A 23,011-nucleotide genomic window follows, 5' to 3' on the forward strand; every position below is an offset into this window, starting at 1 on the left:
GTAGGGGGCGACCTTTTTTCCGGTCGCCCCGTGGTGATGATTTACACCGGGCTGAGCGAAAAAGAGGGTCAGCCTCTACACTAATTCAGTGCACCTGTGCGTAGGGGGCGACCTTTTTTCCGGTCGCCCCGTGGTGATGATTTACACCGGGCTGACCGAAAAAGAGGGTCAGCCCCTACACCAATTCAGTGCACCTGTGCGTAGGGGGCGACCTTTTTTCCGGTCGCCCTTTTTTATGGGCGCGGTTTATTCGGGTCGGCGTTGGTCAGCGCCAGTGATACCGCCAGCGTCTGCGCCAGGCAGAGTGAAGCGACCTGGGAACGGAAGCCATCCACCTGCGCTTCACGCACCACAAAGCAGACGTCGCTAAACGCCGCCAGCGGGCTGACCTGACTGTCGGTGATCGCAATCTGATGCGCACCGCGTTTGGCACCCAGCTCCACCAGCTCCACCGCTTCACGCGCATACGGCGAGTAGCTGATGGCGATCACCACATCTTTCGGATTGACCATGCTCAGCTGTTCGGCAAACATCCCGCCGAGGCCGTCAATCAGGAAGGCGCGGCGCTCAAGGTGGCGCAGCGCGTAGGTCAGATAAGAGGCGACGCTAAAGGAGCGGCGCAGGCCAATCACGTAGATGTTATCGGCCTCGTCCAGCAGCTTCACGGCTTTATCCAGCTGTTCCGGATTAACCTGCATCGCCAGCTGCTGCAGCGCCTGCGAATTGACCATGGTGAAGACGTTCAGGATTTCTGCCGGGCTTTCCGGCGCGCCCTGCGCCTCATCGGTAGCGGTCTGGCGGAACAGACGTGCTCGCTCGGTATAGTTAACGGTCTCTTCCATCAGGTGCTGACGAAACACCTGCTTCATTTCATTGAAACCACTAAAACCAAAGGCGTTAGAGAAGCGGATCAGGGTGGAAGGCGGCACGTCGGCCTGCTGGGCGATAGAGGCAACGGTATCAAAGGCGATGCTGTTGCTGTTATCCAGAATATAGCGAGCCACCTGCTTCAGGCGTTTACTCAGGGTGTCGTAACGGCGACGGATATCGTCCTGTAACAGGGAAAGCTGGGTGGGATTGTTATTCATTGCTCGGCTCGCTAAGGAAAATGTTGTTCTTCTGTGCGTTATTCTACCAGATGAACAAAAAATTTCACTTTATAGTCAAAGCAGCGGCTTTTATTTCATCAGGGTTGGGAATTGGTTCACAAAATCGCAAGCTATGGGGCTTCTGCGATATATAAATTCTAAACGACAAAAAAAAGGGGCGACCGTGTCGGATCGCCCTCTGTGTGATGCCGCGCGGCTTACTGCGCCGGGCGCGCTTCCCGCCAGTAGCCAATCAGCGTCAGATAATTACTTTTCACTTTCTCAATCAGCGCAGCGTTATCCAGCTCACCCTGCAGCCACTGGCGTGACGGCTGGCCGAAGATGGTGCGGCCGACGGCGAAACCCTTCACCCACGGCGATTTCGCGGCGGCGGCGAATCCGGCTTTCAGCTCGGCCTCCGGCGCGTCCAGACCCAGCAGCAGGATGCCGCGGCAGTGCGCATCGTGCTGCTCAATCAGTTTGCCTATCGCCTGCCAGGAGTCATGGGACAGCGGCGGCAGCTTCCACCAGTCCGGCTGGATCCCTAAGCTGTAGAAGTGGCTGAGAATTTCCTGATAGTGCTTCTCATCTTTATCCGGGTTGCTGTCGGGCAGGATCACTTCCAGCAGCAGCTCGTGGCCAGATTTGTTACAGCCGTTCCACACGTCAAGGATCAGCTCATCCTGCTGCTGGCGCATTTCGGCGCTGTCATGCGGATGGTAAAAGGTCAGGCACTTGACTACGTGCTCCTGCGGCCAGTCGACCAGCTGCGAGCCGATGTTGCCATGCTCCAGGCGCAGCGGGCGCGAGCCTGGCAGCTCGATCGGGCGTCCAATCCACCAGCCCTTGCCGGTGATTGCGTTCAGCGCCGGCTGGCCATAGGTGGTGTCGGCCAGAATCCCGCTGCGGCCATCGTCAAGGCCCGCCTCTTTCGCCGCTTGCTGTGCACCCTGCAGCAGCAGCAGCTTGAGCTCGGGGATGCGTGAATCATCCACTCCCGCCTCACTGGCCATATCGGCCAGCTGCTTGCGATGGTCGAAGGCGAAAACGTTCAGCTCCTGCCACTGCTGTTTGCGGGTGGTGACGCGGTGCAGGTGGTTGAGGCGCGGGTCGAGATCCGGACGGGTGACCTCTTGGTCGCGGCTGAGGAAGTCGTCCAGCTCCTCTTTCGTGGGCATCGCCGGGGCGCAGCCGTGGCGCGAAACCACCAGCGCACCGCAGGCGTTGGCATAGCGGCAGGCCTGTTCCCAGCTTTCATCGTTCAGCCAGCCGCGCAGCAGGCCGGACATAAAGGCATCACCCGCGCCGAGCACATTAAGCACTTCCACGCGCACGCCGGTTTGCAGTTTAGTCTGCTGCCAGCTGTCCGGGATTTCGCCTTCAAATACCACACAGCCCAGCGGGCCGCGTTTGCACACCAGCGTCGCTTTGGTTGCTTTGCGCACGTTTTTTAGCGCGGTCAGGCTGTCGGTGCTGCCGCCCGCGATGTGGAACTCCTCTTCGGTGCCCACCACCAGATCAAAGTAGTGCAGCACTTCCTGTAGCTGCTGGGTGACGCGTTCGGATTCGACAAAGCGGGTTTCGCCATCGCCCAGCGAGGTCAGGCCCCATAATACCGGGCGGTAGTCGATGTCGAGCGCGGTGCGCAGGCCATTTTTACGCGCAATTTCCAGCGCTTTCAGCACGGCGGCGCGGGTATCGGGATGTGACAGATGCGTCCCGGTCACGGCCACGGCGCGGGCAGAGGCGATGTAATCTTCCTGAATATCGTCCGGCACCAGGCCCATATCAGCGCAGTTGTCGCGGTAGAATACCAGCGGGAAGGTTTCCTGATCTTTGATCCCTAAGATCACCAGCCCGGTCAGGCGGGTTTTATCGGTAATCAGGCTCTGGGTATCACAGCCGACGCGCTGCAGCTCTTCGCGCAGGAAGCGGCCCATATGTTCGTCGCCCACGCGGGCCAGCATCGCTGATTTCAGACCCTGAATTGCCGTGCCGTAAGCCACATTGCCAGAGGAACCGCCAAGATACTTGGCAAAGGTGGTTTCATCTTCAAGGCGTGCACCGATCTGCTGGCCATAAAGGTCGACGGCGATGCGTCCGATACAAATCACATCAAGCCGCTTCTGTTGTGTAGTCATACCTGTTTTTTCCTCTTTAGCTGACCCTGTTGAGCTTCTCCAGCAGATCAGTGGCTTGAATGCCCGATCGATTCCGGATCTTACATGAGCAAAGTATGAGGAATAAAAATTTCAAATTCAATATGAAATGAAATTATTACCCCAAAAGTGTGAGGTGGTTAAAACTCTTGTATCGCTGATTTCACCGTGCGGCTGGCAGGGAGTATTCCGCGCTATGACAGAGATGTGAGCGGCCTCGCAACTTTGTCCTGACCGATCGGCGAACATATTGAAGTGAAACGATTTTTCTCATTTATGACTGAAGATCCTGTTATCGTTTCATTTACTCGCTGGCGATCCCCCCTTGCATCCCCGTTTCACCGCAGAATTTGATCTCTCTCGCAAAATGAAATGTTTCTTCTGTAATTGTGTTTGGTGAAAAAAATATTTGTTTATAATCGTCCCACGTTTCACTTACAGCTGTCGCCGTTTTGCGCATAAGGCGACCATAAATGCGAACCCCGGCCGACCTAAAGATGCGGCCGTCGAACCACAAAGGAAGAGCAAATGGGCAAGACGAGATTAACCACGGCACAGGCTCTGGTCAGATTCCTGGATAATCAGTATCTGTCGGTAGACGGCGTTGAAACCAAGTTTGTGAAGGGCATTTTCGCTATCTTTGGTCACGGCAACGTGCTGGGCTTAGGCCAGGCGCTGGAGCAGGACAGCGGTGACCTTGTGGTGCATCAGGGCCGAAACGAGCAGGGTATGGCGCATGCGGCTATCGGTTTTGCCAAGCAGAAACTGCGCCGCGAAATCATCGCCTGTACCTCTTCCGTTGGCCCGGGCGCGGCCAACATGGTCACCGCAGCCGCCACCGCCACCGCTAACCGCATTCCGCTGCTGCTGCTGCCGGGCGACGTGTTCGCCACGCGCCAGCCGGACCCGGTGCTGCAACAGATTGAGCAGAGCCACGACCTCAGCATCAGCACCAACGATGCCTTCCGCGCCGTGAGTAAATACTGGGACCGCGTCAGCCGCCCTGAGCAGCTGATGACCGCCTGCATTAACGCCATGCGCGTGCTGACCGACCCGGCGGAAACCGGCGCGGTGACGATATCACTGCCGCAGGACGTGCAGGGTGAAGCCTATGATTTCCCTGATTACTTCTTTCAGAAGCGCGTACATCGCCTGGAGCGCCGTCTGCCGACCGAAGGCCAGCTGGCCGATGCGTTAGCGCTGATTGCCGGTAAGAAGAAGCCGATGATTGTCTGCGGCGGTGGGGTGAAATACTCCGGCGCGGGCGAGGCGCTGGTGGCGTTCGCCGAGCGCTACAACATTCCATTTGCCGAAACTCAGGCCGGGAAAGGCACCGTGGTTTCCGACCACCCGCTGAATGTGGGCGGCGTGGGTGAAACCGGCTGCCTGGCGGCCAACCTGCTGGCGAAAGAGGCCGATCTGGTGATAGGTATCGGGACGCGTTACACCGACTTTACCACCGCCTCGAAATGGATTTTCCAGAACCCCGACGTCAACTACATCAACATTAACGTCAGTAATTTTGACGCCTATAAGCTCGATGCCGTTCAGGTGGTGGCCGATGCCCGGGAAGCGCTGATCGCGCTGGAGAGCCGCCTGGCGACGACCGGCTTCAGCAGCGGCTGGGGTGAAAAAGTATCCCAGGCGCAGAGCAAACTGCTGAAAGAGACCCAGCGCGTTTACTCCTCCGTTTACAGCGGTGCCGACTACGTGCCGGAGATCGATGACCATATGGACCGTGACGCGGTGTGGGCCGAGTTTAACCGCCTGACCGGTTCTTACCTGACTCAGAGCAGCGTGCTGGGCACGCTCAATGAGCATCTCCCAAAGGATGCAGTGATTGTCGCGGCCGCAGGCAGCCTGCCGGGCGACCTGCAGCGCATGTGGCGCAACAAAGATTACAACAGCTATCACGTCGAGTATGGCTACTCCTGCATGGGCTACGAGGTCAACGCTTCACTGGGCGTAAAGCTGGCTGAGCCACATCGCGAGGTTTACACCTTCGTCGGCGACGGCTCATTTATGATGCTGCACTCCGAGCTGGTGACCTCGATCCAGGAGCGCGCCAAGATCAACGTGATCCTGTTCGACAACATGACCAACGGCTGCATCAACAACCTGCAGATGGAGCACGGCATGGACAGCTTTACCACCGAGTTCCGCTTCCGTAATGGCGAAGGGGGCAAGCTGGACGGTGGCTTTGTGCCGGTCGACTTCGCGGCGATTGCGGCCGGTTACGGCTGTAAGACCTATCGTGTGACCACGCTGGAGCAGCTGGAAGCGGCGCTGGCGGATGCGCAGAAGCAGACGGTATCCACCCTGATCGACATTAAAGTGCTGCCGAAAACCATGATCCACAAATACTTCAGCTGGTGGCGCGTAGGCGGTGCCCAGGTATCCAACTCAGAGCGCGTAGACGCCGTGGCCCGCATGCTGAACCAACATATCGACCAGGCTCGGGAATACTAATTTTACTTTTTGCTGTGCTTTTACCATGCGGGCGTTAACGCGCCCGCTATATACCCAAAATAATTCGAGTTGCTGCCAACGCACATGCAGCTTGAAGTATGGCGGGGATAAACCCTACAAGTAAGGACCTGTTATGACATTGAAATTAGGTGTAATCGGAACGGGCGCCATTGGCCAGGAACACATTCGCCGCTGTAGCAAAGTGCTGCAGGGTGCCCAGGTGGTGGCCGTTTCTGATATCAACGTTGACGGTGCGAAAGCCGCTCTGACGCGCATCGGTATTGAAGCCGAGGTGTTTGCTAACGGTCACGACGTGGTGAACTCCCCGAACGTGGATGCGCTGCTGGTGACCTCCTGGGACCCCACGCACGAAGAGTTTACCCTGGCCGCGATTGCAGCCGGTAAGCCGGTGTTCTGCGAGAAGCCGCTGGCAATGAGCGCCGAGGGTTGCCGCCGTATCGTCGATGCCGAAATCAAATTTGGTAAGCGCCTGGTGCAGGTAGGCTTTATGCGCCCGTACGACAGCGGCTATCGTGCGCTGAAAAAGGTGATTCAGCAGGGGGAGATCGGCGAGCCGCTGATGCTGCACTGCGCACACCGCAACCCGACCGTGCCGGAAAACTACACCACCGATATGGCGATCACCAACACGCTGATCCACGAGCTGGACGTGCTGCGCTGGCTAACCGAAGACGATTACAAATCGGTGCAGGTGGTGTTCCCGCGCTCCACGTCAAAAACCCACGGCAAGCTGCGCGACCCGCAGGTAGTGCTGTTTGAAACCCGTAAAGGTATCCGCATTGACGTGGAGATCTTCGTTAACTGCGCTTACGGCTACGACATCCAGTGTGAAGTGGTGGGGGAAGAGGGGATCGCTAAGCTGCCTGAGCCATCCGCCGTGCAGATGCGCAAAAGTGCCAATCTCTCAACCGCGATCCTGACCGACTGGAAAGACCGCTTTATCGATGCCTATGACGTTGAGCTGCAGGCATTTATTAATGATGCCACCGCGGGCAAGCTGACCGGGCCATCCGCCTGGGACGGCTATGCCGCTTCCGTGGCTGCCGATGCCTGCCTGAAGGCGCAGGAAAGCGGCGCGATTGAGGCGGTGGAACTGCCGCAGCGCCCCTCTTTTTATCTTTAATGGCTGCGCCTTACCCCGCCGATTGCGGCGGGGGAACGTCGTTATACAGCGTACTGATTTAGCACGGAGAGTCTGATGAAAATTGCCTTTGATGTGGATGTCATTCGAGATTTAGGCATCACAAAAATGGTTCACCAGGTGGCTGACTGGGGCTATCAATATATTGAACAGTCCCCGCATCCGCAGATCAACCCGTTCTATAAGCATCCAAAAGCCAGCCGCGAAATCATTACCGAGTACAAAAACGCGCTGCGCGAGACCGGGTTAGAAATCTCCTCGTACATCGTGGTGTATCGCTGGTCCGGCCCGGACGAAGCGCGGCGTCAGGCTGCCGTACGCAACTGGAAGCGGATGATTGAAATTGCGGTGGAAACCGGCGTGCAGGTGATCAACACCGAGCTGTCGGGAACCCCGAACGAACCCGAAATTTGTGAAGAGATGTTCTATCGCTCGATGGAAGAAATTCTGCCGATCGTCGAACGTGAAGGCATCCGCATCGAAATCCAGTCGCACCCGTGGGATTTTTGCGAAGAGAACAACGAAACCGCCGATCTGGTGAAATCGTTTCGCAGTGAGAACGTCAAATACCTGTACAGCGTGCCGCACACCTTCTTCTACGACAAAGGAAAAGGCGACGTGAAGAGCATGCTGGAGTACGCAGGCGGTGACCTGTCGCACGTGCTGATCGCTGACACCATGAACCACACCAAACACTGCCGCTATATTGTGAACCCGCCTGGCGTTGACGCCACGATTCACCAGCACGTGGGCGTGGGCGAAGGGGAAGTGGACTTCCCGACGCTGTTCCAGACGCTGCGCGATATGGACTTTGCTAACCGCACTTATAAAGTCGGTGGCGAGTCGATTATTGCCTCTTCCCTGTTTGGTTACCCGGAAAAAATGCCTGTTCAGGCGGTCGCCACGCGCGAGCTTATCGAGCGTGAACTGCTGAGCAAATGAACCAGGCGGCTGCGGCCGTCTTTTGAGGTATCAACATGCAAATGAATAAAGAGAACGTGAAGCTGGCGATCGCCCCGATTGGCTGGACCAACGATGATATGCCGGAGCTGGGTAGCGAGAACACCTTCCAGCAGATCGTCAGTGAAATGGCGCTGGCAGGCTTTACCGGCAGCGAAGTGGGCAGCAAATATCCGCGCGATCCAGCGGTGCTGAAGCCGATGCTGGATATTCGCGGCGTGCAGATTGTTAACGCCTGGTTCAGTACCTTTTTTGCCAACGGTGACAAAGCGAAAACCATTGATGAGTTCATCAACCACCGCGATTTCCTGCACGCAATGGGCGCCAGGGTGATCGGTTGTTCAGAGCAGAGCCTGAGCATTCAGGGCACCACTAAAGCGGTGCTGGAAGAGAAACCGCTGTTTAGCGACGAGCAGTGGCGCCTGACCGCAGAAGGTTATAACGAACTGGCTAAGCTGGCGGCGGAGAAAGGCATGACGGTTGGCCTGCATCACCATATGGGCACCGGCATCCAGACCACGGCAGAAATTGATCGCTTTATGGCGGCAACCAATGATGACGTCTATCTGCTGTTTGACACCGGCCATGCGTACTACTCGGAAGGCAGCCATCAGGCGATGCTGGATATCCTGACGAAATATCTGCCGCGCATTAACCATGTGCATCTGAAAGACGTGCGTGATGAGGTGGTGGCGCAGGTGAAGAGCCAGAAGCTGTCGTTTTTGGATGGCGTGAAGAAAGGCACCTTTACCGTACCGGGTGATGGCGTCATTGATTTCAAACCGGTGTTTAAAATCCTCGACGATTTCGGCTACAAAGGCTGGATGGTGGTGGAAGCAGAGCAGGACCCGGCGCTGGCGAACCCGTTTGAATATGCAGTGAAAGCGCGCAAATATATCCGCGAAAATACCGGTTTGTAGAATTAACCCCGGTAATCTGTAGGGGTCGACCGCTTTACTGGTCGACCTTTAGCGGGCTGACCGTAAAAGAGGGTCAGCCCCTGCAGAACATGCTCTATTTCAACGTAATGGTATTGATAATGCTTTCCGCTTCGGTCTGCGCCTGCTGCTGATTATCCGCAGGCAGGGTGATTTGCAGCGTCAACAGTTTGCCATCAACTTTGCCCAGCACCACGGAAGACCATGAAGACTGGTTGTTGGCAGAGATTACGGTATCCAGCTGCTGTAGCGGCTGACCCTTGACGGTGATCGCTTTGTTAGTCACCACCTGCAGTTGGGCATCGCGGTTGCGCTGCTGCGCTTCCAGGCGGCCTGCCAGCACGTCCAGCCCTTCATTGGTGCTCTCACCATCAATCACAATAATCGCTCTCTGGCCGGATTCATCGGCGTAGACGTGCATATTATTGGCCTGAGTCCCGAGCTTGCCGCTCTTATCCGACATGCCCGGCGGCAGGGTAAAGCTCAGCTTACCGTCCATCAGAGTGACGTTCTGGGTAGACTGGCTGCTGCTGGTGCCATTGTCATCGGCAGCGTCTTTGTCTTTTTTGCCATCGCAGGCGGCCAGGCCAGCCACCAGAACTGCTATTCCGGCATATTTTAGTAAGTTACGCATCAGGGTCCCTTTTCTACAGTAGTCGCGTCTTTATCAGGCACTTATACAAGCGTATTCAGCGGCTAAAAGCAACTTAACAACGATTGCAGATCGCGTCCTAACCAAAGTTTACATGGGTACGCGCGGGCGTCCTGGCCAGACGCTTGAGCGCGGTGTTAAGCAGCACCCCATAGGCAGGCAGGAAGAACACCATGCAGATCAGCACTTTGAAGCTGTAATCCACCAGTGCGATCTCCACCCAGTGCGTGGCCATAAACGGGTCCGGGCTTTTATAGAAGGCGATAAAGAAGAATGCCAGCGTGTCGCTGATATTGCCGAGGAACATCGCGGCCGCCGGGGCCATCCACCATGCTGCTTTCTGGCGCAGGCGGTTAAAGACGTGCACGTCTAAGATCTGGCCCAGCGCGTAAGCCATAAAGCTGGCGCAGGCGATGCGGGCAACAAACAGGTTCATCTGAGACAGCGCGGCTAAGCCCTGCCATTCGCCCTGATAGAACAGTGCGGAGATAACGTAAGAGATCGCCAGCGCCGGGATCATCACCGCCAGAATAATGCGGCGTGCCAGCGGAGCGCCAAAAATACGCACGGTCAGGTCGGTAGCGAGGAAGATAAACGGGAAGCTGAAGGCACCCCAGGTGGTGTGCAGGCCAAAAATGGCCACCGGCAGCTGGACCAGGTAGTTACTGGAGGTGATCACCAGCAGGTGAAACAGGGAGAGCCAGACCAGCGCGTGGGTGCGCTGACGCGCAGTAAAAGCGATCATCGTTATCAGCCTTTTTATGTAGAAATGGGGTGAGGGAACCCATAAGAAAAATTTTAATCGTCGGTACGATTTCGCGGCATCTTACCGTTTTAGCCTGCTATTGCAATGGTTAATTTTAGCGCAAACGTTATCGTTGGATTGATCCCTTGCACGCGGTGCGGCTGGCGTTAAAATAGGCGGCAGTTTGTCATCCCAGATTGAGAATATCATGAGCGACCTCTTCGCTAATCCCGACCAGACCCTTGATGCGCTGGGCCTGCGCTGCCCGGAACCGGTAATGATGGTGCGCAAAACCGTGCGTCATATGCAGGAGGGTGAAACCCTGCTGATCATCGCCGATGACCCGGCCACTAAACGCGATATCCCCGGCTTCTGCCGTTTTATGGAACACACGCTGGTGGCCGAGAACACCGAGGCGATGCCGTATCAGTTTTTGTTGAAGAAAGGGTTATAGCCCGTATAAAACCAGGGTCGGGCATGCCCGACCCGTACGCCGATCTCCGCAGGGGTCGGGCATGCCCAACCCGTATGCCGATCTCCGCAGGGGGCGACCATGCCCGAGCCGTATGCCGATCTCCGTAGGGGTCGGGCACGCCCGACCCGTATGCCGATCTCCGTAGGGGTCGGGCATGCCCGACCCGTATGCCGATCTCCGTAGGGGTCGGGCATGCCCTACCCGTATGCCGATCTCCGCAGGGGGCGACCATTTTCCGCTCTACCCATGGCGGGCTGGCCGAAAAGGAGGGGCAGCCCCTACAGGATAGTGAAGTTGACAGCCTGTTATTTCTTGCGCAACAGTCGCAATGCGTTAGCGGTTACTAACGCGGTAGCCCCCGAATCTGCCAGAACCGCCAGCCACAGGCCGGTGATCCCCAGCAGCGTGGTCAGCAGAAAAATCCCCTTAAGCCCCAGCGCCAGCGCCACGTTCTGGCGGATATTGGCGTGGGTGGCGCGCGACAGGCGGATCATCGCCGCCAGCCCGCTAAGGCGGTTATGGGTCAGCGCCGCGTCGGCGGTCTCCAGCGCCACATCGCTGCCGCTGCCCATCGCAATGCCGATGGTCGCGGCCTTCATCGCTGGCGCATCGTTAATGCCGTCACCGACCATCGCCACCGGCTGCTTAGCGTTCAGCGCGCTGACCGCCGCCACCTTGTCTGCCGGCAGCAGCCCGGCGCGGTAGTCAATCCCCAGCTCGGCGGCAATCGCGGCGGCAGCACGCGGGTTGTCTCCGGTCAGCATCACGCCATTAATCCCCAGCGCTTGCAGCTCTGCCAGCGCGCCCCGGGCATCGGCGCGCAGCGTATCGCGCAGGGCGATAATCCCCAGCAGCTGCGCAGCGTCATGCAGCAGCACCACGGTATTGCCGGCGCTCTCCAGCTCTTCCACCACCTGCTGCTGGGGAGCGAGCAGCATTGAAGGCAGTTTAGTCGGGGAGCTAATGGAAAGTAAGCGCCCACTAACTTTTGCCTCCACGCCGCTGCCGGCCAGAGCGCGCTGATCGGTGGCTTCAGGCAATATCAGCGAGCGCCCGGCGGCGGCGGCAACAATCGCCTGCGCCAGCGGGTGTGAAGAACCCTGTTCAACCGCGGCGGCGGTGGCCAGCAGCTGGTCCTCATCACTGCCCGCCAGCGGCAGCAGCGCGGTGACCTGCGGCTTGCCCTCGGTCAGCGTGCCGGTTTTATCAAAAGCGATGGTGCGCACGCTGCCGAGGCTTTCCAGCGCGGCGCCGCCTTTAATCAGCGCACCACGGCGCGCAGCGGCGGCCAGCCCGGAAGTGATCGCGGCGGGGGTGGAGATCACCAGCGCGCAAGGGCAGCCGATCAGCAGCAGGGTCAGCCCTTTATAGATCCACGGCTGCCACGCGGCGGCAAACAGCAGCGGCGGCACGATGGCGACCAGCAGCGCCATCAGCATAATCACCGGGGTGTAGATGCGGCTAAAGCGGTCAAGGAAGCGCTCAATCGGCGCACGGCGCTCTTCGGCCTCTTCAATCAGATGCAGAATGCGGTCAATCGCGCTGTTGCCCGGCTCGGAAACCACCTGCAGCTGCACCAGACGGTCAACGCTCAGGCAACCGGCGCTGATTTTCTCGCCCTGCTGGCGCTCAACCGGGATCGACTCGCCGGTCAGGGCGCTTTCGTCGAAGCTGGCAAAGGGGCTAAGCAGGCTGGCATCGGCGGGCAGGCGCGCTCCGGCGGCCACTTCAATCACATCGCCCGGACGCAGCGCGCTGACCGCCACGCTTGCGCGCTGGCCGTTGCTGACGCGCAGGGCAACGTCCGGCTTCAGCGCCATCAGCGCCGTGACCCCTTTGCGCGCGCGACCGGCAGCGAAGGACTCCAGCCGCTCGCCGAGCATAAACAGCAGCAGCACCATCGCCGCTTCTGCGGTGGCACCGATAAACAGCGCACCAATAGCGGCCACGCTCATCAGGGTTTCAATCGAGAACGGTGACCCGCTGCGCATCAGGCGCAGCGCGCTGCGGGCAATTGGCCAGACGCCCACCAGCGTGGTGGCGATAAAGGCGAGGTTGCCGGCCGGATGGTTGAAGCTGTTAAGCAGCCAGCTGATGGCCATCAGTACGACCAGGGCTATCAGGCTGAGATTCTCCCGCCAGAAGCTGACTTCGGCTTTCGCCGCTGGGGCCGCGTCGCTGCGCTGCAGCTGGAACCCTGCGCGTGACACGGCCTGCTCGACATCGCTGCGCCTGTCGTCTGCGCAGTCGACCAGCAGCTTCTCACTGGCGAACACGACGCGTGCCTGGTGAATCCCGGGCAGCTGCCTGACGGCGGTTTCCACTTTACGCGCGCAGCTTGGGCAGTCCATCCCGCTGACCTGCCAGCTGAAACGCGTGCCGGAGCCGGGCCTGTCGCCCTCATCAAGCGGGTCAGCCCCGGTGGGACTGCAGGATGATTCGGCGCAGCAGGGCGCCTCAACGCTGGCCGCGCTGACGGAAGTGATTTTGCTGATAACGGGACGCGGGCGGGTGCTGCATCCGTGTTGTTTGCTGGCGTGGCAGTGACCACAACCGCAAGAAGAGTGCTGGTGCATAACGCCTCCTGACCGGTGACGGCGGGCTTCAGTGCCCGCCAGTCACCCATCTTACACTCTGGAGTCCACTCCAGAGTCAAGCGTCAACTCAGCTTACAGCCACAGGGAGCGCACGATCATAAAGTGACCGGCAAAGTAGCAGGCGGCAATAATCGCCCGGTCGGCGTTAAAGCGGCGACGGTAGTGGCTGATTAACCAGACAATATTGGCTAATAGCAGCAACCCGGCACCGGCGACCAGGGTAAAGCTGTAGTCGGTCGGGCGGAAGAAATATTGCTCTGCGGCCAGCCACACCATCAGTATCGTCATGCCGATAAAGGTGCAGATTGGCCAGCGCAGCTCCTCCAGCCTGCTCCACACGGTGGCGATCAGCGCCGCACCGATAATCAGCAAAGTGAGCGGGATCGGCCAGAAGAAGCTCAGCGTCATCTGGCTGGCGAAGCACAGGGTATACAGCAGGTGCGAGAGGAAAAATGCGCCAATGGCGTACAGCATGCGCTTATTGGGCAGCAGCGTCAGGGCATCCCCAACCAGCGTTGCCAGCAGGCCAAACAGGATCAGATAGTCCGTGGTTTTCAGTACCGGCGCCTGCCACGCCCATGCCAGCAGCAGCAGCAGGGTAACGGGCTTAAACACCCAGCGCTGCCACTGCGGGCCGCGGTAAGAGGCGTCGACATACAGCCAGCCGGAAAAAAGAACCGCAAGGAAAGACCAAATCATATTGTTATCCTTAGATTAAAAACTCCACAACTGACAATCAGTTTAGGTTAAGCGGGCGCGATGTGACAATGAGAGGGCTCCGGTTGTATGCTTAGCCGCACTGCTGACTTTGCCTCCAGGAGGAGGAAGAAACATGAAGCCACCTCTCATCTTTTTTATCGTGCTGGCCATTATTGCCATCTTAGCCACGCGTCAGTTTATCAAACAGCGGCGTGAAGTCGCGGTTAACGACGCTTCGCCGGTGCGCAGCCTGATTGTGGAAGTGAAAACCAAACGGGAATTTCCGGCGCCGAACCGCCGCTCGCGCCAGCGCGAGAATATTCCGGTGGAGGATATGCGCTACGAGGCGTGGTTTCATCCGCTTAATGGCGCAGGGGATTTCACGCTGGAGCTGAACCCTGGCGATTATCATCAGATTGATAAGGGCGTGAAGGGAGAGTTGAAGGTCAAAGGCACAAGATTCGTTTCGTTCAGCACCAACGCCTCTCGCTGATAAGGCGTTGATGCTTTTAAGCCAGGGGCAGCACTTACTGCTTCGGATAATTCTTCTTTTGCCACGCCAGCAGTTCGAACACGCCAAAGAAAAACACTTTGGCCTGGGTTACGCCGCTGAGCTTTTCCGCGCCGGGTGGCTGGGTAGAGCGCATCAGCACCAGCTGTAGCCCGTGCATGATCACCATGAAAAACAGCGCGACGTTGACGAAATACGTCAGCGGTTTGGGAAAAGGGTGAACCAGGTTGAGCAGTAAAAAAGCCCAGACGAACAGCATCAACACGCGGCCAGCATTAATCAACATTTGACGTTTCCTTATCATTAGCGTGGCGAATATACAGGCGGTAAGCCACCTGCCCGGCAATTTTTTCCCGGTGCAGCTGCCAGTTTACCGGCACTGGCGGCAGGCCGTGTTCCACTTCGCTCTCAACATACACCAGCGCATCATCGCTCAGCCAGCCGTTGCTTTCCAGCAGCGTGCTGGTCTGCTCCAGTAATCCCTTGCGAAACGGCGGGTCGATAAACACCAGCTGATGTGGCTCCCCTTTCTGAGCAAGGAACTGCAACGTGTTAGTGTTCACGACGCGCGCGTTCTTTGCCCCCAGCGTAGCGAGATTTTTTTCCAGCTGCTGCGCCACCGGGCGCTCCAGCTCCAGCAGGGTGGCGCTGCCTGCATGACGCGACAGCGCTTCCAGCCCGAGAGCACCGCTTCCGGCGAAGCAGTCGAGGCACTTGGCCTGCTGAATATCGGCCGCCAGCCAGTTAAACAGGGTTTCGCGCACGCGGTCGGTGGTCGGGCGCAGCCCTTCGCTGTCCGGGACCGGCAGCTTACGGCCGCGCCAAAGGCCGCCAATGATACGTATTTGCCCGGCTGCGCCGCTGCGGGGTTTCTTTGTCATCTCACTGAACTCTTAATAATTTGTTGCACAGTTTAACGGGCTAACCGGGCGGAGGAAACGTAAAAAGGGTGCTGTGATGCTCTCTGCAGAAAGTGTTAGACTAAGGGATTAATTATCAGTCTCTTTATACACCAGAATGGTTTTCCCCACGAGGAGTGTGGTTGCAACATGGCAAAGAATAAAAAACGTGGCTTTTTTTCCTGGCTGGGCCTGGGGCGTGACGAGAAAGCGCCTGAGGAAGAGGTAAAAGAAACGTTAGAACAGCAGCCCTCTGCCGATACCCCCGTTGCTGAAGACACACCGGCTGCTGAAGCAACCCCTGCCTCTGACGCGCCATCAACATCGCTAGCCGAGCCGGAACCTGCCCCTGAAAAAGTGGCAGAAGAGATTGTGGCGGTCACGCAGAGCGTGGCGGAACAGCAGGCGGAAGAAGCGCGTGTGGTTGCAGCACCGATAGCGGCTGAACCTGAGCCTGTCGTGGTGACCCCAGAACCCGAGGTGATTACTGCTGTAGAAGAAGAGATCCTGCCGGAAGAGATTGCCGCTGAAGAAGAAGAGGTGATTGACGACGCGTCGCTTGAAGCCGCCGCGCTGGCAGCGGAGCCGGTTGACGCAGCGCTGGCCGCCGAAATCATCGAAGAGAGCGCTGAAGAGGCTGAAGAGCCTGAAGAAGCTGAAGTGGTTGCAGCGGCGGTGGTCGAGCAGGAGCGCCCAGGTAAAGAGGGCTTCTTTGCCCGCCTGAAGCGCAGCCTGGTGAAGACCCGTCAAAACCTCGGTTCCGGCTTTATCAGCCTGTTCCGCGGTAAGAAAATTGACGACGACCTGTTTGAAGAGCTGGAAGAGCAGCTGCTGATTGCCGACGTCGGGATGGAAACCACCCGCCGTATTATCAGCAACCTCACCGCTCAGGCCAGCCGCAAAGAGCTGCGCGATGCCGAAGCGCTATACGGCCTGCTGAAAACCGATATGGCCGCCATCCTCTCTAAAGTGGAACAGCCACTGGATGTGAGCGGTAAAACCCCGTTTGTTATCCTGATGGTTGGCGTGAACGGCGTGGGCAAAACCACCACCATCGGCAAGCTGGCGCGTCAGTTCCAGGCCGAAGGGAAGTCGGTGATGCTGGCGGCGGGCGATACTTTCCGCGCCGCAGCGGTTGAACAGCTGCAGGTGTGGGGCCAGCGCAACAATATTCCGGTGGTCGCGCAGCATACCGGTGCGGATTCCGCGTCGGTGATTTTTGATGCCATCCAGGCGGCTAAAGCGCGCCACGTTGACGTGCTGATCGCCGATACCGCCGGGCGTCTGCAAAATAAATCACACCTGATGGAAGAGCTGAAAAAAATCACCCGCGTGATGAAGAAGCTCGACGACCAGGCGCCGCACGAGGTGATGCTGACGATTGATGCCAGCACCGGCCAGAATGCTATCAGCCAGACTAAACTGTTCCACGAGGCCGTGGGCCTGACCGGGATCACCCTCACCAAGCTGGACGGTACGGCGAAAGGTGGCGTGATCTTCTCGGTGGCGGACCAGTTCAACATTCCTATTCGCTATATCGGCGTTGGCGAAGGTATTGAAGATTTGCGATCGTTTAAGGCTGACGATTTTATTGAGGCACTTTTTGCCCGAGAGGACTAATTAGGATGATTCGCTTTGAACAAGTCAGTAAGGCTTATCTCGGCGGTCGGCAAGCGCTGCAGGGGGTAGATTTTCATCTGCGTCCCGGTGAAATGGCGTTTCTGACCGGACATTCCGGGGCAGGTAAAAGTACCTTGCTGAAGCTGATCTGTGGCATTGAGCGCCCGAGCGCCGGGCATATCTGGTTTGGCGGCCACGACATCAGCCGTCTGAAAAGCCGTGAAGTGCCGTTTTTGCGCCGCCAGATCGGGATGATCTTCCAGGATCACCATCTGCTGATGGACCGCTCAGTGTATGACAATGTGGCTATCCCGCTGATCATCGCCGGGGCGAGCGGGGAAGATATCCGCCGCCGCGTGTCGGCCGCGCTGGATAAAGTGGGCCTGCTCGACAAAGCGAAAAGTTTTCCTATCCAGCTGTCCGGCGGTGAGCAGCAGCGCGTGGGCATTGCCCGTGCGGTGGTGAACAAACCGGCGGTGCTGCTGGCGGATGAACCGACCGGTAACCTTGATGAAGCGCTGTCGGCAGGCATTCTGCGCCTGTTCGAAGAGTTTAACCGCGTCGGCGTTACCGTGCTGATGGCGACCCATGATATGGGGCTGATCGGCAGCCGTAACTATCGACTGATGACGCTCAACCAGGGACGTCTGCACGGAGGTCATCGTGGTGAATAAACGTAATCCGCGCCCGGCGGCAGCCAAAGCGGTGAAGCAGAAGCAGCCGTCAAAAAGCAAAGCGCTGAAGGGCGGCTGGCAGGAGCAGTGGCGCTATGCGATGCACGGTTCGCTGTCTGATATGTGGCGCCAGCCGCTGGCGACGCTGCTGACGGTGATGGTTATCGCTATCTCTCTGACGCTGCCGAGCGTCTGCTACATGGTCTGGAAGAACGTCAGCCAGGCCGCAGAGCAGTGGTACCCGGCCCCGCAGCTGACGGTTTACCTCAGCAAAACGCTGGATGACGACGCCGCCGAAAGCGTGGTCGCGCAGCTGAAGAAAGAAGAGGGCGTGGAAAAAGTTAACTATCTGTCGCGGGAAGAGGCGCAGGGCGAGTTCCGTAACTGGTCCGGCTTTGGCGGCGCGATGGATATGCTGGAGCAGAACCCGCTGCCGGCGGTGGCGATTATCACACCGAAGCTCAATTTCCAGAATTCCGACACCATGAACAGCCTGCGCGACCGCGTGTCGAAAGTGCAGGGCATTGATGAAGTGAAGATGGATGACAGCTGGTTTGCCCGCCTTGCGGCGCTGACCGGGCTGGTGGGCCAGGTGGCAGCGATGATTGGCGTCCTGATGATTATCGCGGTGTTCCTGGTGATCGGTAACAGCGTGCGCCTGAGCATCTTTGCGCGGCGCGACACCATCAATGTGCAGAAGCTGATCGGCGCCACCGACGGCTTTATCCTGCGGCCGTTCCTGTACGGCGGCGCGATGCTCGGCTTTGCCGGTGCGCTGCTGTCGCTGGTGCTGTCGCAGGTGCTGGTGCTGCGTCTTGAATCGGTGGTGACGCAGGTGGCTTCGGTGTTTGGCACCACCTTCGCGCTGCATGGCCTGGCGTGGGATGAGAGCCTGCTGCTGCTGTTGATTGCCGCGATGATTGGCTGGATAGCCGCGTGGCTGGCCACGGTGCAACATTTACGTCGATTTACGCCGCAGTAACCCATGTACACGTTTTTTTGATATAATCTTCCTCTGCTGCGTGAACGTTAGCCGCAGAGGAAGTTCATCAAACTGTCACTTCCCCCTGCAATTCTGGCCTCTTGTCCGCACAGCATGCTGTTTGTAAAATATCCACTGCCTGAATTGAACTTGTGGATAACTTTAGCGTCTTAATAAGTAATCGGTAACATCGTTAGCACAGATTGCGTTTGCTTCTGCTGTCCGTTCACGTAGTCTTATGGGCGGTTCACGGAATGACGCGGTAATTTGCTTAACACAGAGAGGGTTTGAATGACCAAAGATATGCAAACTTTAGCTATTGCTCCTTTAGGCAACCTGGATTCTTACATCCGGGCGGCTAATGCCTGGCCTATGCTGACGGCAGAAGAGGAAAAAGCGTTGGCTGAACGGCTGCATTACCAGGGCGATCTGGAAGCAGCAAAAACGCTGATCCTGTCTCACCTGCGCTTTGTTGTTCATGTCGCTCGTAACTATTCCGGTTACGGACTGCCGCAGGCAGACCTTATTCAGGAAGGTAACATCGGCCTGATGAAAGCCGTGCGCCGTTTCAACCCGGAAGTGGGTGTGCGCCTGGTGTCATTCGCCGTTCACTGGATCAAAGCCGAAATTCACGAATACGTGCTGCGTAACTGGCGCATCGTGAAAGTCGCCACCACCAAAGCACAGCGTAAGCTGTTCTTTAACCTGCGTAAAACTAAGCAGCGTTTAGGCTGGTTTAACCAGGACGAAGTGGAAATGGTGGCGCGTGAGCTGGGCGTCAGCAGTAAAGACGTGCGTGAAATGGAGTCGCGTATGGCGGCCCAGGACATGACCTTTGACCCAACGCCGGATGACGAAGGCGAAGGCCGCTCCATGGCGCCAATGCTTTATCTGCAGGATAAATCTTCTGACTTTGCTAACGGCATTGAAGAGGATAATTGGGAAGATCACGCCGCCGATAAGCTGAGCGATGCGATGCAGGGGCTGGATGAACGTAGCCAGCACATCATCCGCGCCCGCTGGCTGGACGATGATAACAAAACCACGCTGCAGGAGCTGGCTGACCAGTATGGCGTTTCCGCCGAGCGCGTGCGCCAGCTGGAAAAGAACGCGATGAAGAAACTGCGTCTGGCTATCGAAGCGTAACCGCAGTCGTTCAGTATTTTTTTCAGCACATTGATCAACACCGCCTGTCAGGCGGTGTTTTTGTTTGTATGGCGTTTCTGTCGTGCTGGCTTTGCGGTGCGATGCTGCCTAAAATAAAACATAAATATTTTTCAACTATCAGCAATTTTGTTCCAGGTTCTGACAGGGAGTAAGAACGTATGATGGAGGAGAAAGAGCCAAAAGAGCAGGCCACAATGCATCATCTGGATGAATTTGATGGTCTCGATATGCTTGAAGCCAGGTACTATCGTCGGCGCTTTCCGCGACACGTACATGAAACGTTCTGTATCGGCGTGATCGAAGAAGGCGCCCAACGCTTCTGGCGTGGGGGAGGGGAGCACGTTGCACCCACAGGCGATATCATTCTGGTCAATGCCGATGAAGTGCATACGGGATGTGCTGAAGTCGAGAATGGCTGGGCATATCGGGCAATATATCCTCACCCCGAACTGCTGCGCCAGATCACTGGCGATCTGAGGCATGAGCAAGGGATCATTCCGTGGTTTCCTGATGCGGTAGTGCACGATCCCGGGTTGTCCGCCCAGCTACAACTCGTCTTTAATATGTTGCCTGTTGCGGGCAATAGTCTGCTGAAAGAGTCATTACTACTCACGGCCGTCTGCTGGCTGATCATGCGCTACAGCCGTACGCCCACGTCTCCAGGTCAGTTACCCTGCGCAAAATCGATGATCCTTCAGGTCAAGGACCTGATGACTGCCTGCCCGGAGCAAAACTGGTCGTTGAAACAGCTTTCAGATCTTGTGCAGCTTAGTCCCTGGCATTTTCTGCGCCAGTTTAAGCAGGTTGTGGGAATGCCTCCGCATGGCTGGTTAATCCAGGCCAGACTTCGAAAAGCGCGTGAGCTGTTGGTTAAGGGTGAGACGATCCCCGCTGTTGCGGCACGCTGTGGTTTCTCCGATCAGAGCCATTTCACCCGTCATTTCAAAAATTCGATGGGCGTCACTCCCGGAGAGTTTATCCGCTCATTACGCTTTCCTGGCTAGTTTGGTCTCTCTTCTCCCGGCAATTTTGTTCAATATTTTAATTACCCGTTTCTCTAACCTGACGCCACGTAATTCGTAGAGAGCGGAATGGGTAAAAATGGAGACATCGCCCTGCAAATCATTTGCTGATACCAGCATGCGGAGCAACAGCGGATTCTTTCGTGGCGTGGTTAACATGCTGCCACTTTGCCTTTCCGTAGTCCCATGGGGAGTCCTGGCGGGATCGATGGCGGTGCAGTCAGGGCTGACACTGCCGCAAAGTATTGCGATGTCAGCGGTTGTTTTTGCTGGCGCGGCACAGCTCGTCACACTGGGGCTACTGCTTTCCGGGGCGAGCATTCCTACCATTATCCTCTCCGTATTTTTTATCACCTCACAGCATTTTCTTTACGGTCTGACGTTACGAGAAACGGTGTCATTTTTTCTGAAACGTTATCGATTACCGATAGGTTTCTTATTAACTGACGAGCTGTTCGCGTTGAGCTGCGCTGAAAAACAGCAGGTGGCGTTAACGCCGGGTTATCTGATCGGTGCCGGGCTGACCTTTTACCTCTGCTGGAATCTTTTTAGCCTGCTGGGCATTTTCATGGCTTCGTCTGTTCCTGATTTACAGCGTTATCACCTCGACTTCTCCATCGTGGCCACTTTTATTACCATTGTCGTGCCGATGATTAAAAATCTCAGCGTGTTATGCGGGGTGCTGGTTTCCCTGCTGTTATCGATGATACTTAGCGTGTTTCAGATTGAAGGGGCAATTGTCATTGCCGGGCTGAGCGGCATGTTGTGCTCAGTAATATATGCCCGCCTGACGAGAGGAGAAGCATGAGCTGGATACTGTTATTCACTCTGGCTGCCGTGGTGTTTTTTAACCGCTACGTCTTTCTGGAACCGAGGGTGCCTGTGCGCTTGCCCTCGTTAGTACGTGAAGCATTGAAATATTCAGCGCCCTGCCTGCTAACGGCAATATGTGGGCCGATTATTCTGCTTAACGATGGCGAAATAAGGGCGCTCACCTCCAATCCTTATTTATATGGAGCGATGGCAGGAATTGTCATTGCCCTCTTTGTGCGAAATATGATTCTGTCAGTCCTGCTATGTCTTTCCGTATTTTATCTCATTTCTTGGAGCATCGTATGACACTCAATAAAAGGAATTTTTGTCGTTCTACGCACTCTGTACAGATGCGAGATTCTTACCGCATCCTTCCTTTTCAGGGCGTCTGGACTTGGTTGACGGGGAAAGAGATTGATGGCCGTCCACAGCTATGGCAATCCCATTCTGTTGAGATGATCTGTTGGTCCCTGTCGTGGATGATAGTGGGGAGTATCATGACGTCACTGGCCTGGTTTGGCAGCCTGTCGCTGCTTGTGAAGAGCGTCATCTACATGACGGGCATCTTCTTTGTAGCTTCGGGTGCCAGATATATTGTGGCAACGATTATCCACCATGGGGTGCATGGGCATCTGTTTAACAGCCAACAGGATCCTGTGTGAAATATTATCAACGATTTTGATCGTTCAGCCTTATGATTCCTATCGTCAGTTTCATGTTTATGAGCATCATGGGGCGGCATTCTCAACGTTTGAGGACCGCGACTTAGCGGCAATTTATCAGTTGGGTTTCAAACCGGGTATAAAAGTCAGGCAGCAATATATCAATCTGTTGTTGACTTTGCTGAGCCCGAAATTTTATCTGACGTTTCTTTATGGTCGGCTGAAATCCAACCTGGTAAATTTGCCGATCTGGCGACGAGCAATGTCCCTTTGCTGGTGGGGAGTGCTAATCTGGCTGGCGTTAACTTATGGGTACGGGTTCTTCTTGTTGAATATTGTTATTCCCTACGTGTTGGTTTATCAAATTGCTTCTCTGCTGCATCTTTTAACTGAACATACCTGGTGTTTACGTCAACAGGGCGAAAGCGTGCGCGACAGTCATATTAAAAATTGTCTGGGCAGATTTTGCGGGAGTGCTTGTCCGCCAGATTTTTCCTTACGCTTTACCGCAGACTGGATACGTTGGACATTCACCCATCTGTTTTTCCATTTGCCGTGCCGGATGCTTATCGTTTAGGGCTCTCTGGTATGCCACGACTGGCATCATCGTTTTGGCAGCGTGCGGCAATGGTATGACTATGCCCGGCTACGGGAAAAACATCAGCTGAAGTTAGCAGCAGAAGATCGTAATGACTACATCGATATTTGGGGTACTCA

General features: G+C 56.6%; 23 protein-coding genes. 15 read left to right on the top strand and 8 right to left on the bottom strand.

Annotated features, from left to right (window positions below; translation table 11 throughout):
• Positions 1 to 233: 233 nt before the first annotated feature.
• Together QLG07_RS20970 and iolC are read right to left on the bottom strand one after the other, a co-directional pair.
• Positions 234 to 1,088, bottom strand: coding sequence for a MurR/RpiR family transcriptional regulator (locus tag QLG07_RS20970; RefSeq protein WP_048917756.1), 855 nt, complete (start codon positions 1,086 to 1,088; stop codon positions 234 to 236).
• Positions 1,089 to 1,306: 218 nt separating this feature from the next.
• Entirely contained in the window at positions 1,307 to 3,229 is a 1,923-nt protein-coding gene (iolC, locus tag QLG07_RS20975; protein ID WP_282470102.1) for a 5-dehydro-2-deoxygluconokinase, read from the bottom strand.
• Between the two features lie 546 nt (positions 3,230 to 3,775).
• On the opposite strand from iolC, the gene iolD reads away from it, so the two are divergent.
• The 4 genes from iolD (at position 3,776) to iolE (ending at position 8,758) form a co-directional block, all read left to right on the top strand.
• Positions 3,776 to 5,716, top strand: coding sequence for a 3D-(3,5/4)-trihydroxycyclohexane-1,2-dione acylhydrolase (decyclizing) (gene iolD / locus QLG07_RS20980; protein ID WP_187497369.1), 1,941 nt, complete (start codon positions 3,776 to 3,778; stop codon positions 5,714 to 5,716).
• Between the two features lie 133 nt (positions 5,717 to 5,849).
• Positions 5,850 to 6,860 carry a Gfo/Idh/MocA family oxidoreductase gene (locus QLG07_RS20985; protein ID WP_048917753.1) on the top strand — a complete coding sequence of 337 codons (1,011 nt, stop codon included), beginning with the start codon at positions 5,850 to 5,852 and terminating at the stop codon, positions 6,858 to 6,860.
• Positions 6,861 to 6,935: 75 nt separating this feature from the next.
• The gene (locus QLG07_RS20990) at positions 6,936 to 7,820 is read left to right on the top strand and encodes a sugar phosphate isomerase/epimerase family protein (RefSeq protein WP_048917752.1); all 885 of its coding nucleotides are present in this window, start codon (positions 6,936 to 6,938) and stop codon (positions 7,818 to 7,820) included.
• Between the two features lie 41 nt (positions 7,821 to 7,861).
• Positions 7,862 to 8,758 carry a myo-inosose-2 dehydratase gene (gene iolE, locus QLG07_RS20995; RefSeq protein ID WP_282470145.1) on the top strand — a complete coding sequence of 299 codons (897 nt, stop codon included), beginning with the start codon at positions 7,862 to 7,864 and terminating at the stop codon, positions 8,756 to 8,758.
• A 94-nt stretch (positions 8,759 to 8,852) separates the two neighbouring features.
• Here the strand turns inward: iolE and QLG07_RS21000 are convergent, their stop codons facing one another.
• Both QLG07_RS21000 and QLG07_RS21005 read right to left on the bottom strand, forming a co-directional pair.
• Complete coding sequence (locus QLG07_RS21000; RefSeq protein ID WP_048917750.1) at positions 8,853 to 9,410, bottom strand: DcrB family lipoprotein; 558 nt, start codon at positions 9,408 to 9,410, stop codon at positions 8,853 to 8,855.
• A gap of 97 nt (positions 9,411 to 9,507) precedes the next feature.
• Positions 9,508 to 10,173 carry a 7-cyano-7-deazaguanine/7-aminomethyl-7-deazaguanine transporter gene (locus QLG07_RS21005; RefSeq protein ID WP_048917749.1) on the bottom strand — a complete coding sequence of 222 codons (666 nt, stop codon included), beginning with the start codon at positions 10,171 to 10,173 and terminating at the stop codon, positions 9,508 to 9,510.
• A gap of 208 nt (positions 10,174 to 10,381) precedes the next feature.
• Here QLG07_RS21005 and tusA point away from each other — a divergent pair, with 208 nt between their 5' ends.
• The gene (gene tusA, locus QLG07_RS21010; protein ID WP_048917748.1) at positions 10,382 to 10,627 is read left to right on the top strand and encodes a sulfurtransferase TusA; all 246 of its coding nucleotides are present in this window, start codon (positions 10,382 to 10,384) and stop codon (positions 10,625 to 10,627) included.
• A 326-nt stretch (positions 10,628 to 10,953) separates the two neighbouring features.
• Here the strand turns inward: tusA and QLG07_RS21015 are convergent, their stop codons facing one another.
• Complete coding sequence (locus QLG07_RS21015) at positions 10,954 to 13,224, bottom strand: zinc/cadmium/mercury/lead-transporting ATPase (RefSeq protein WP_282470103.1); 2,271 nt, start codon at positions 13,222 to 13,224, stop codon at positions 10,954 to 10,956.
• 93 nt (positions 13,225 to 13,317) lie between these two features.
• A complete protein-coding gene (locus QLG07_RS21020; protein ID WP_048917746.1) occupies positions 13,318 to 13,944 on the bottom strand; it encodes a lysoplasmalogenase in 627 nt (208 codons plus the stop codon).
• A gap of 133 nt (positions 13,945 to 14,077) precedes the next feature.
• Here QLG07_RS21020 and QLG07_RS21025 point away from each other — a divergent pair, with 133 nt between their 5' ends.
• Positions 14,078 to 14,437 (top strand): DUF2500 domain-containing protein, encoded by a 360-nt coding sequence (locus tag QLG07_RS21025; protein ID WP_282470104.1) that lies wholly within the window; start codon positions 14,078 to 14,080, stop codon positions 14,435 to 14,437.
• A gap of 34 nt (positions 14,438 to 14,471) precedes the next feature.
• Here QLG07_RS21025 and QLG07_RS21030 read toward each other — a convergent pair whose 3' ends face one another.
• Both QLG07_RS21030 and rsmD read right to left on the bottom strand, forming a co-directional pair.
• Positions 14,472 to 14,741 (bottom strand): DUF1145 family protein, encoded by a 270-nt coding sequence (locus QLG07_RS21030; RefSeq protein WP_048917744.1) that lies wholly within the window; start codon positions 14,739 to 14,741, stop codon positions 14,472 to 14,474.
• Positions 14,731 to 15,336 carry a 16S rRNA (guanine(966)-N(2))-methyltransferase gene (gene rsmD, locus QLG07_RS21035; protein WP_048917743.1) on the bottom strand — a complete coding sequence of 202 codons (606 nt, stop codon included), beginning with the start codon at positions 15,334 to 15,336 and terminating at the stop codon, positions 14,731 to 14,733. Before rsmD ends, QLG07_RS21030 begins: the two co-directional genes overlap by 11 nt.
• Before the next feature lie 168 nt (positions 15,337 to 15,504).
• Here rsmD and ftsY point away from each other — a divergent pair, with 168 nt between their 5' ends.
• The 9 genes from ftsY (at position 15,505) to QLG07_RS21080 (ending at position 22,871) form a co-directional block, all read left to right on the top strand.
• Entirely contained in the window at positions 15,505 to 16,974 is a 1,470-nt protein-coding gene (gene ftsY / locus QLG07_RS21040; RefSeq protein WP_282470105.1) for a signal recognition particle-docking protein FtsY, read from the top strand.
• 5 nt (positions 16,975 to 16,979) lie between these two features.
• Positions 16,980 to 17,648 (top strand): cell division ATP-binding protein FtsE, encoded by a 669-nt coding sequence (gene ftsE, locus QLG07_RS21045; RefSeq protein ID WP_048917741.1) that lies wholly within the window; start codon positions 16,980 to 16,982, stop codon positions 17,646 to 17,648.
• Entirely contained in the window at positions 17,638 to 18,630 is a 993-nt protein-coding gene (ftsX, locus tag QLG07_RS21050; protein WP_048917740.1) for a permease-like cell division protein FtsX, read from the top strand. Before ftsE ends, ftsX begins: the two co-directional genes overlap by 11 nt.
• Positions 18,631 to 18,921: 291 nt before the next feature.
• Positions 18,922 to 19,776 (top strand): RNA polymerase sigma factor RpoH, encoded by an 855-nt coding sequence (rpoH, locus tag QLG07_RS21055; RefSeq protein WP_048917739.1) that lies wholly within the window; start codon positions 18,922 to 18,924, stop codon positions 19,774 to 19,776.
• 179 nt (positions 19,777 to 19,955) lie between these two features.
• Entirely contained in the window at positions 19,956 to 20,801 is an 846-nt protein-coding gene (locus tag QLG07_RS21060; protein ID WP_282470106.1) for an AraC family transcriptional regulator, read from the top strand.
• A 136-nt stretch (positions 20,802 to 20,937) separates the two neighbouring features.
• Entirely contained in the window at positions 20,938 to 21,627 is a 690-nt protein-coding gene (locus QLG07_RS21065) for an AzlC family ABC transporter permease (protein ID WP_282470146.1), read from the top strand.
• A complete protein-coding gene (locus tag QLG07_RS21070) occupies positions 21,624 to 21,938 on the top strand; it encodes an AzlD domain-containing protein (RefSeq protein ID WP_133622521.1) in 315 nt (104 codons plus the stop codon). The genes QLG07_RS21065 and QLG07_RS21070 overlap by 4 nt, the downstream gene beginning before the upstream one ends.
• Complete coding sequence (locus QLG07_RS21075; RefSeq protein WP_282470107.1) at positions 21,935 to 22,294, top strand: hypothetical protein; 360 nt, start codon at positions 21,935 to 21,937, stop codon at positions 22,292 to 22,294. The genes QLG07_RS21070 and QLG07_RS21075 overlap by 4 nt, the downstream gene beginning before the upstream one ends.
• Entirely contained in the window at positions 22,257 to 22,871 is a 615-nt protein-coding gene (locus QLG07_RS21080) for a fatty acid desaturase (protein ID WP_282470108.1), read from the top strand. Before QLG07_RS21075 ends, QLG07_RS21080 begins: the two co-directional genes overlap by 38 nt.
• Positions 22,872 to 23,011 lie beyond the last annotated feature (140 nt).

Origin of the sequence: Erwinia sp. V90_4 (assembly GCF_029967685.1) — a bacterium.
In the GTDB taxonomy this organism is placed as follows: domain Bacteria; phylum Pseudomonadota; class Gammaproteobacteria; order Enterobacterales; family Enterobacteriaceae; genus Erwinia; species Erwinia aphidicola.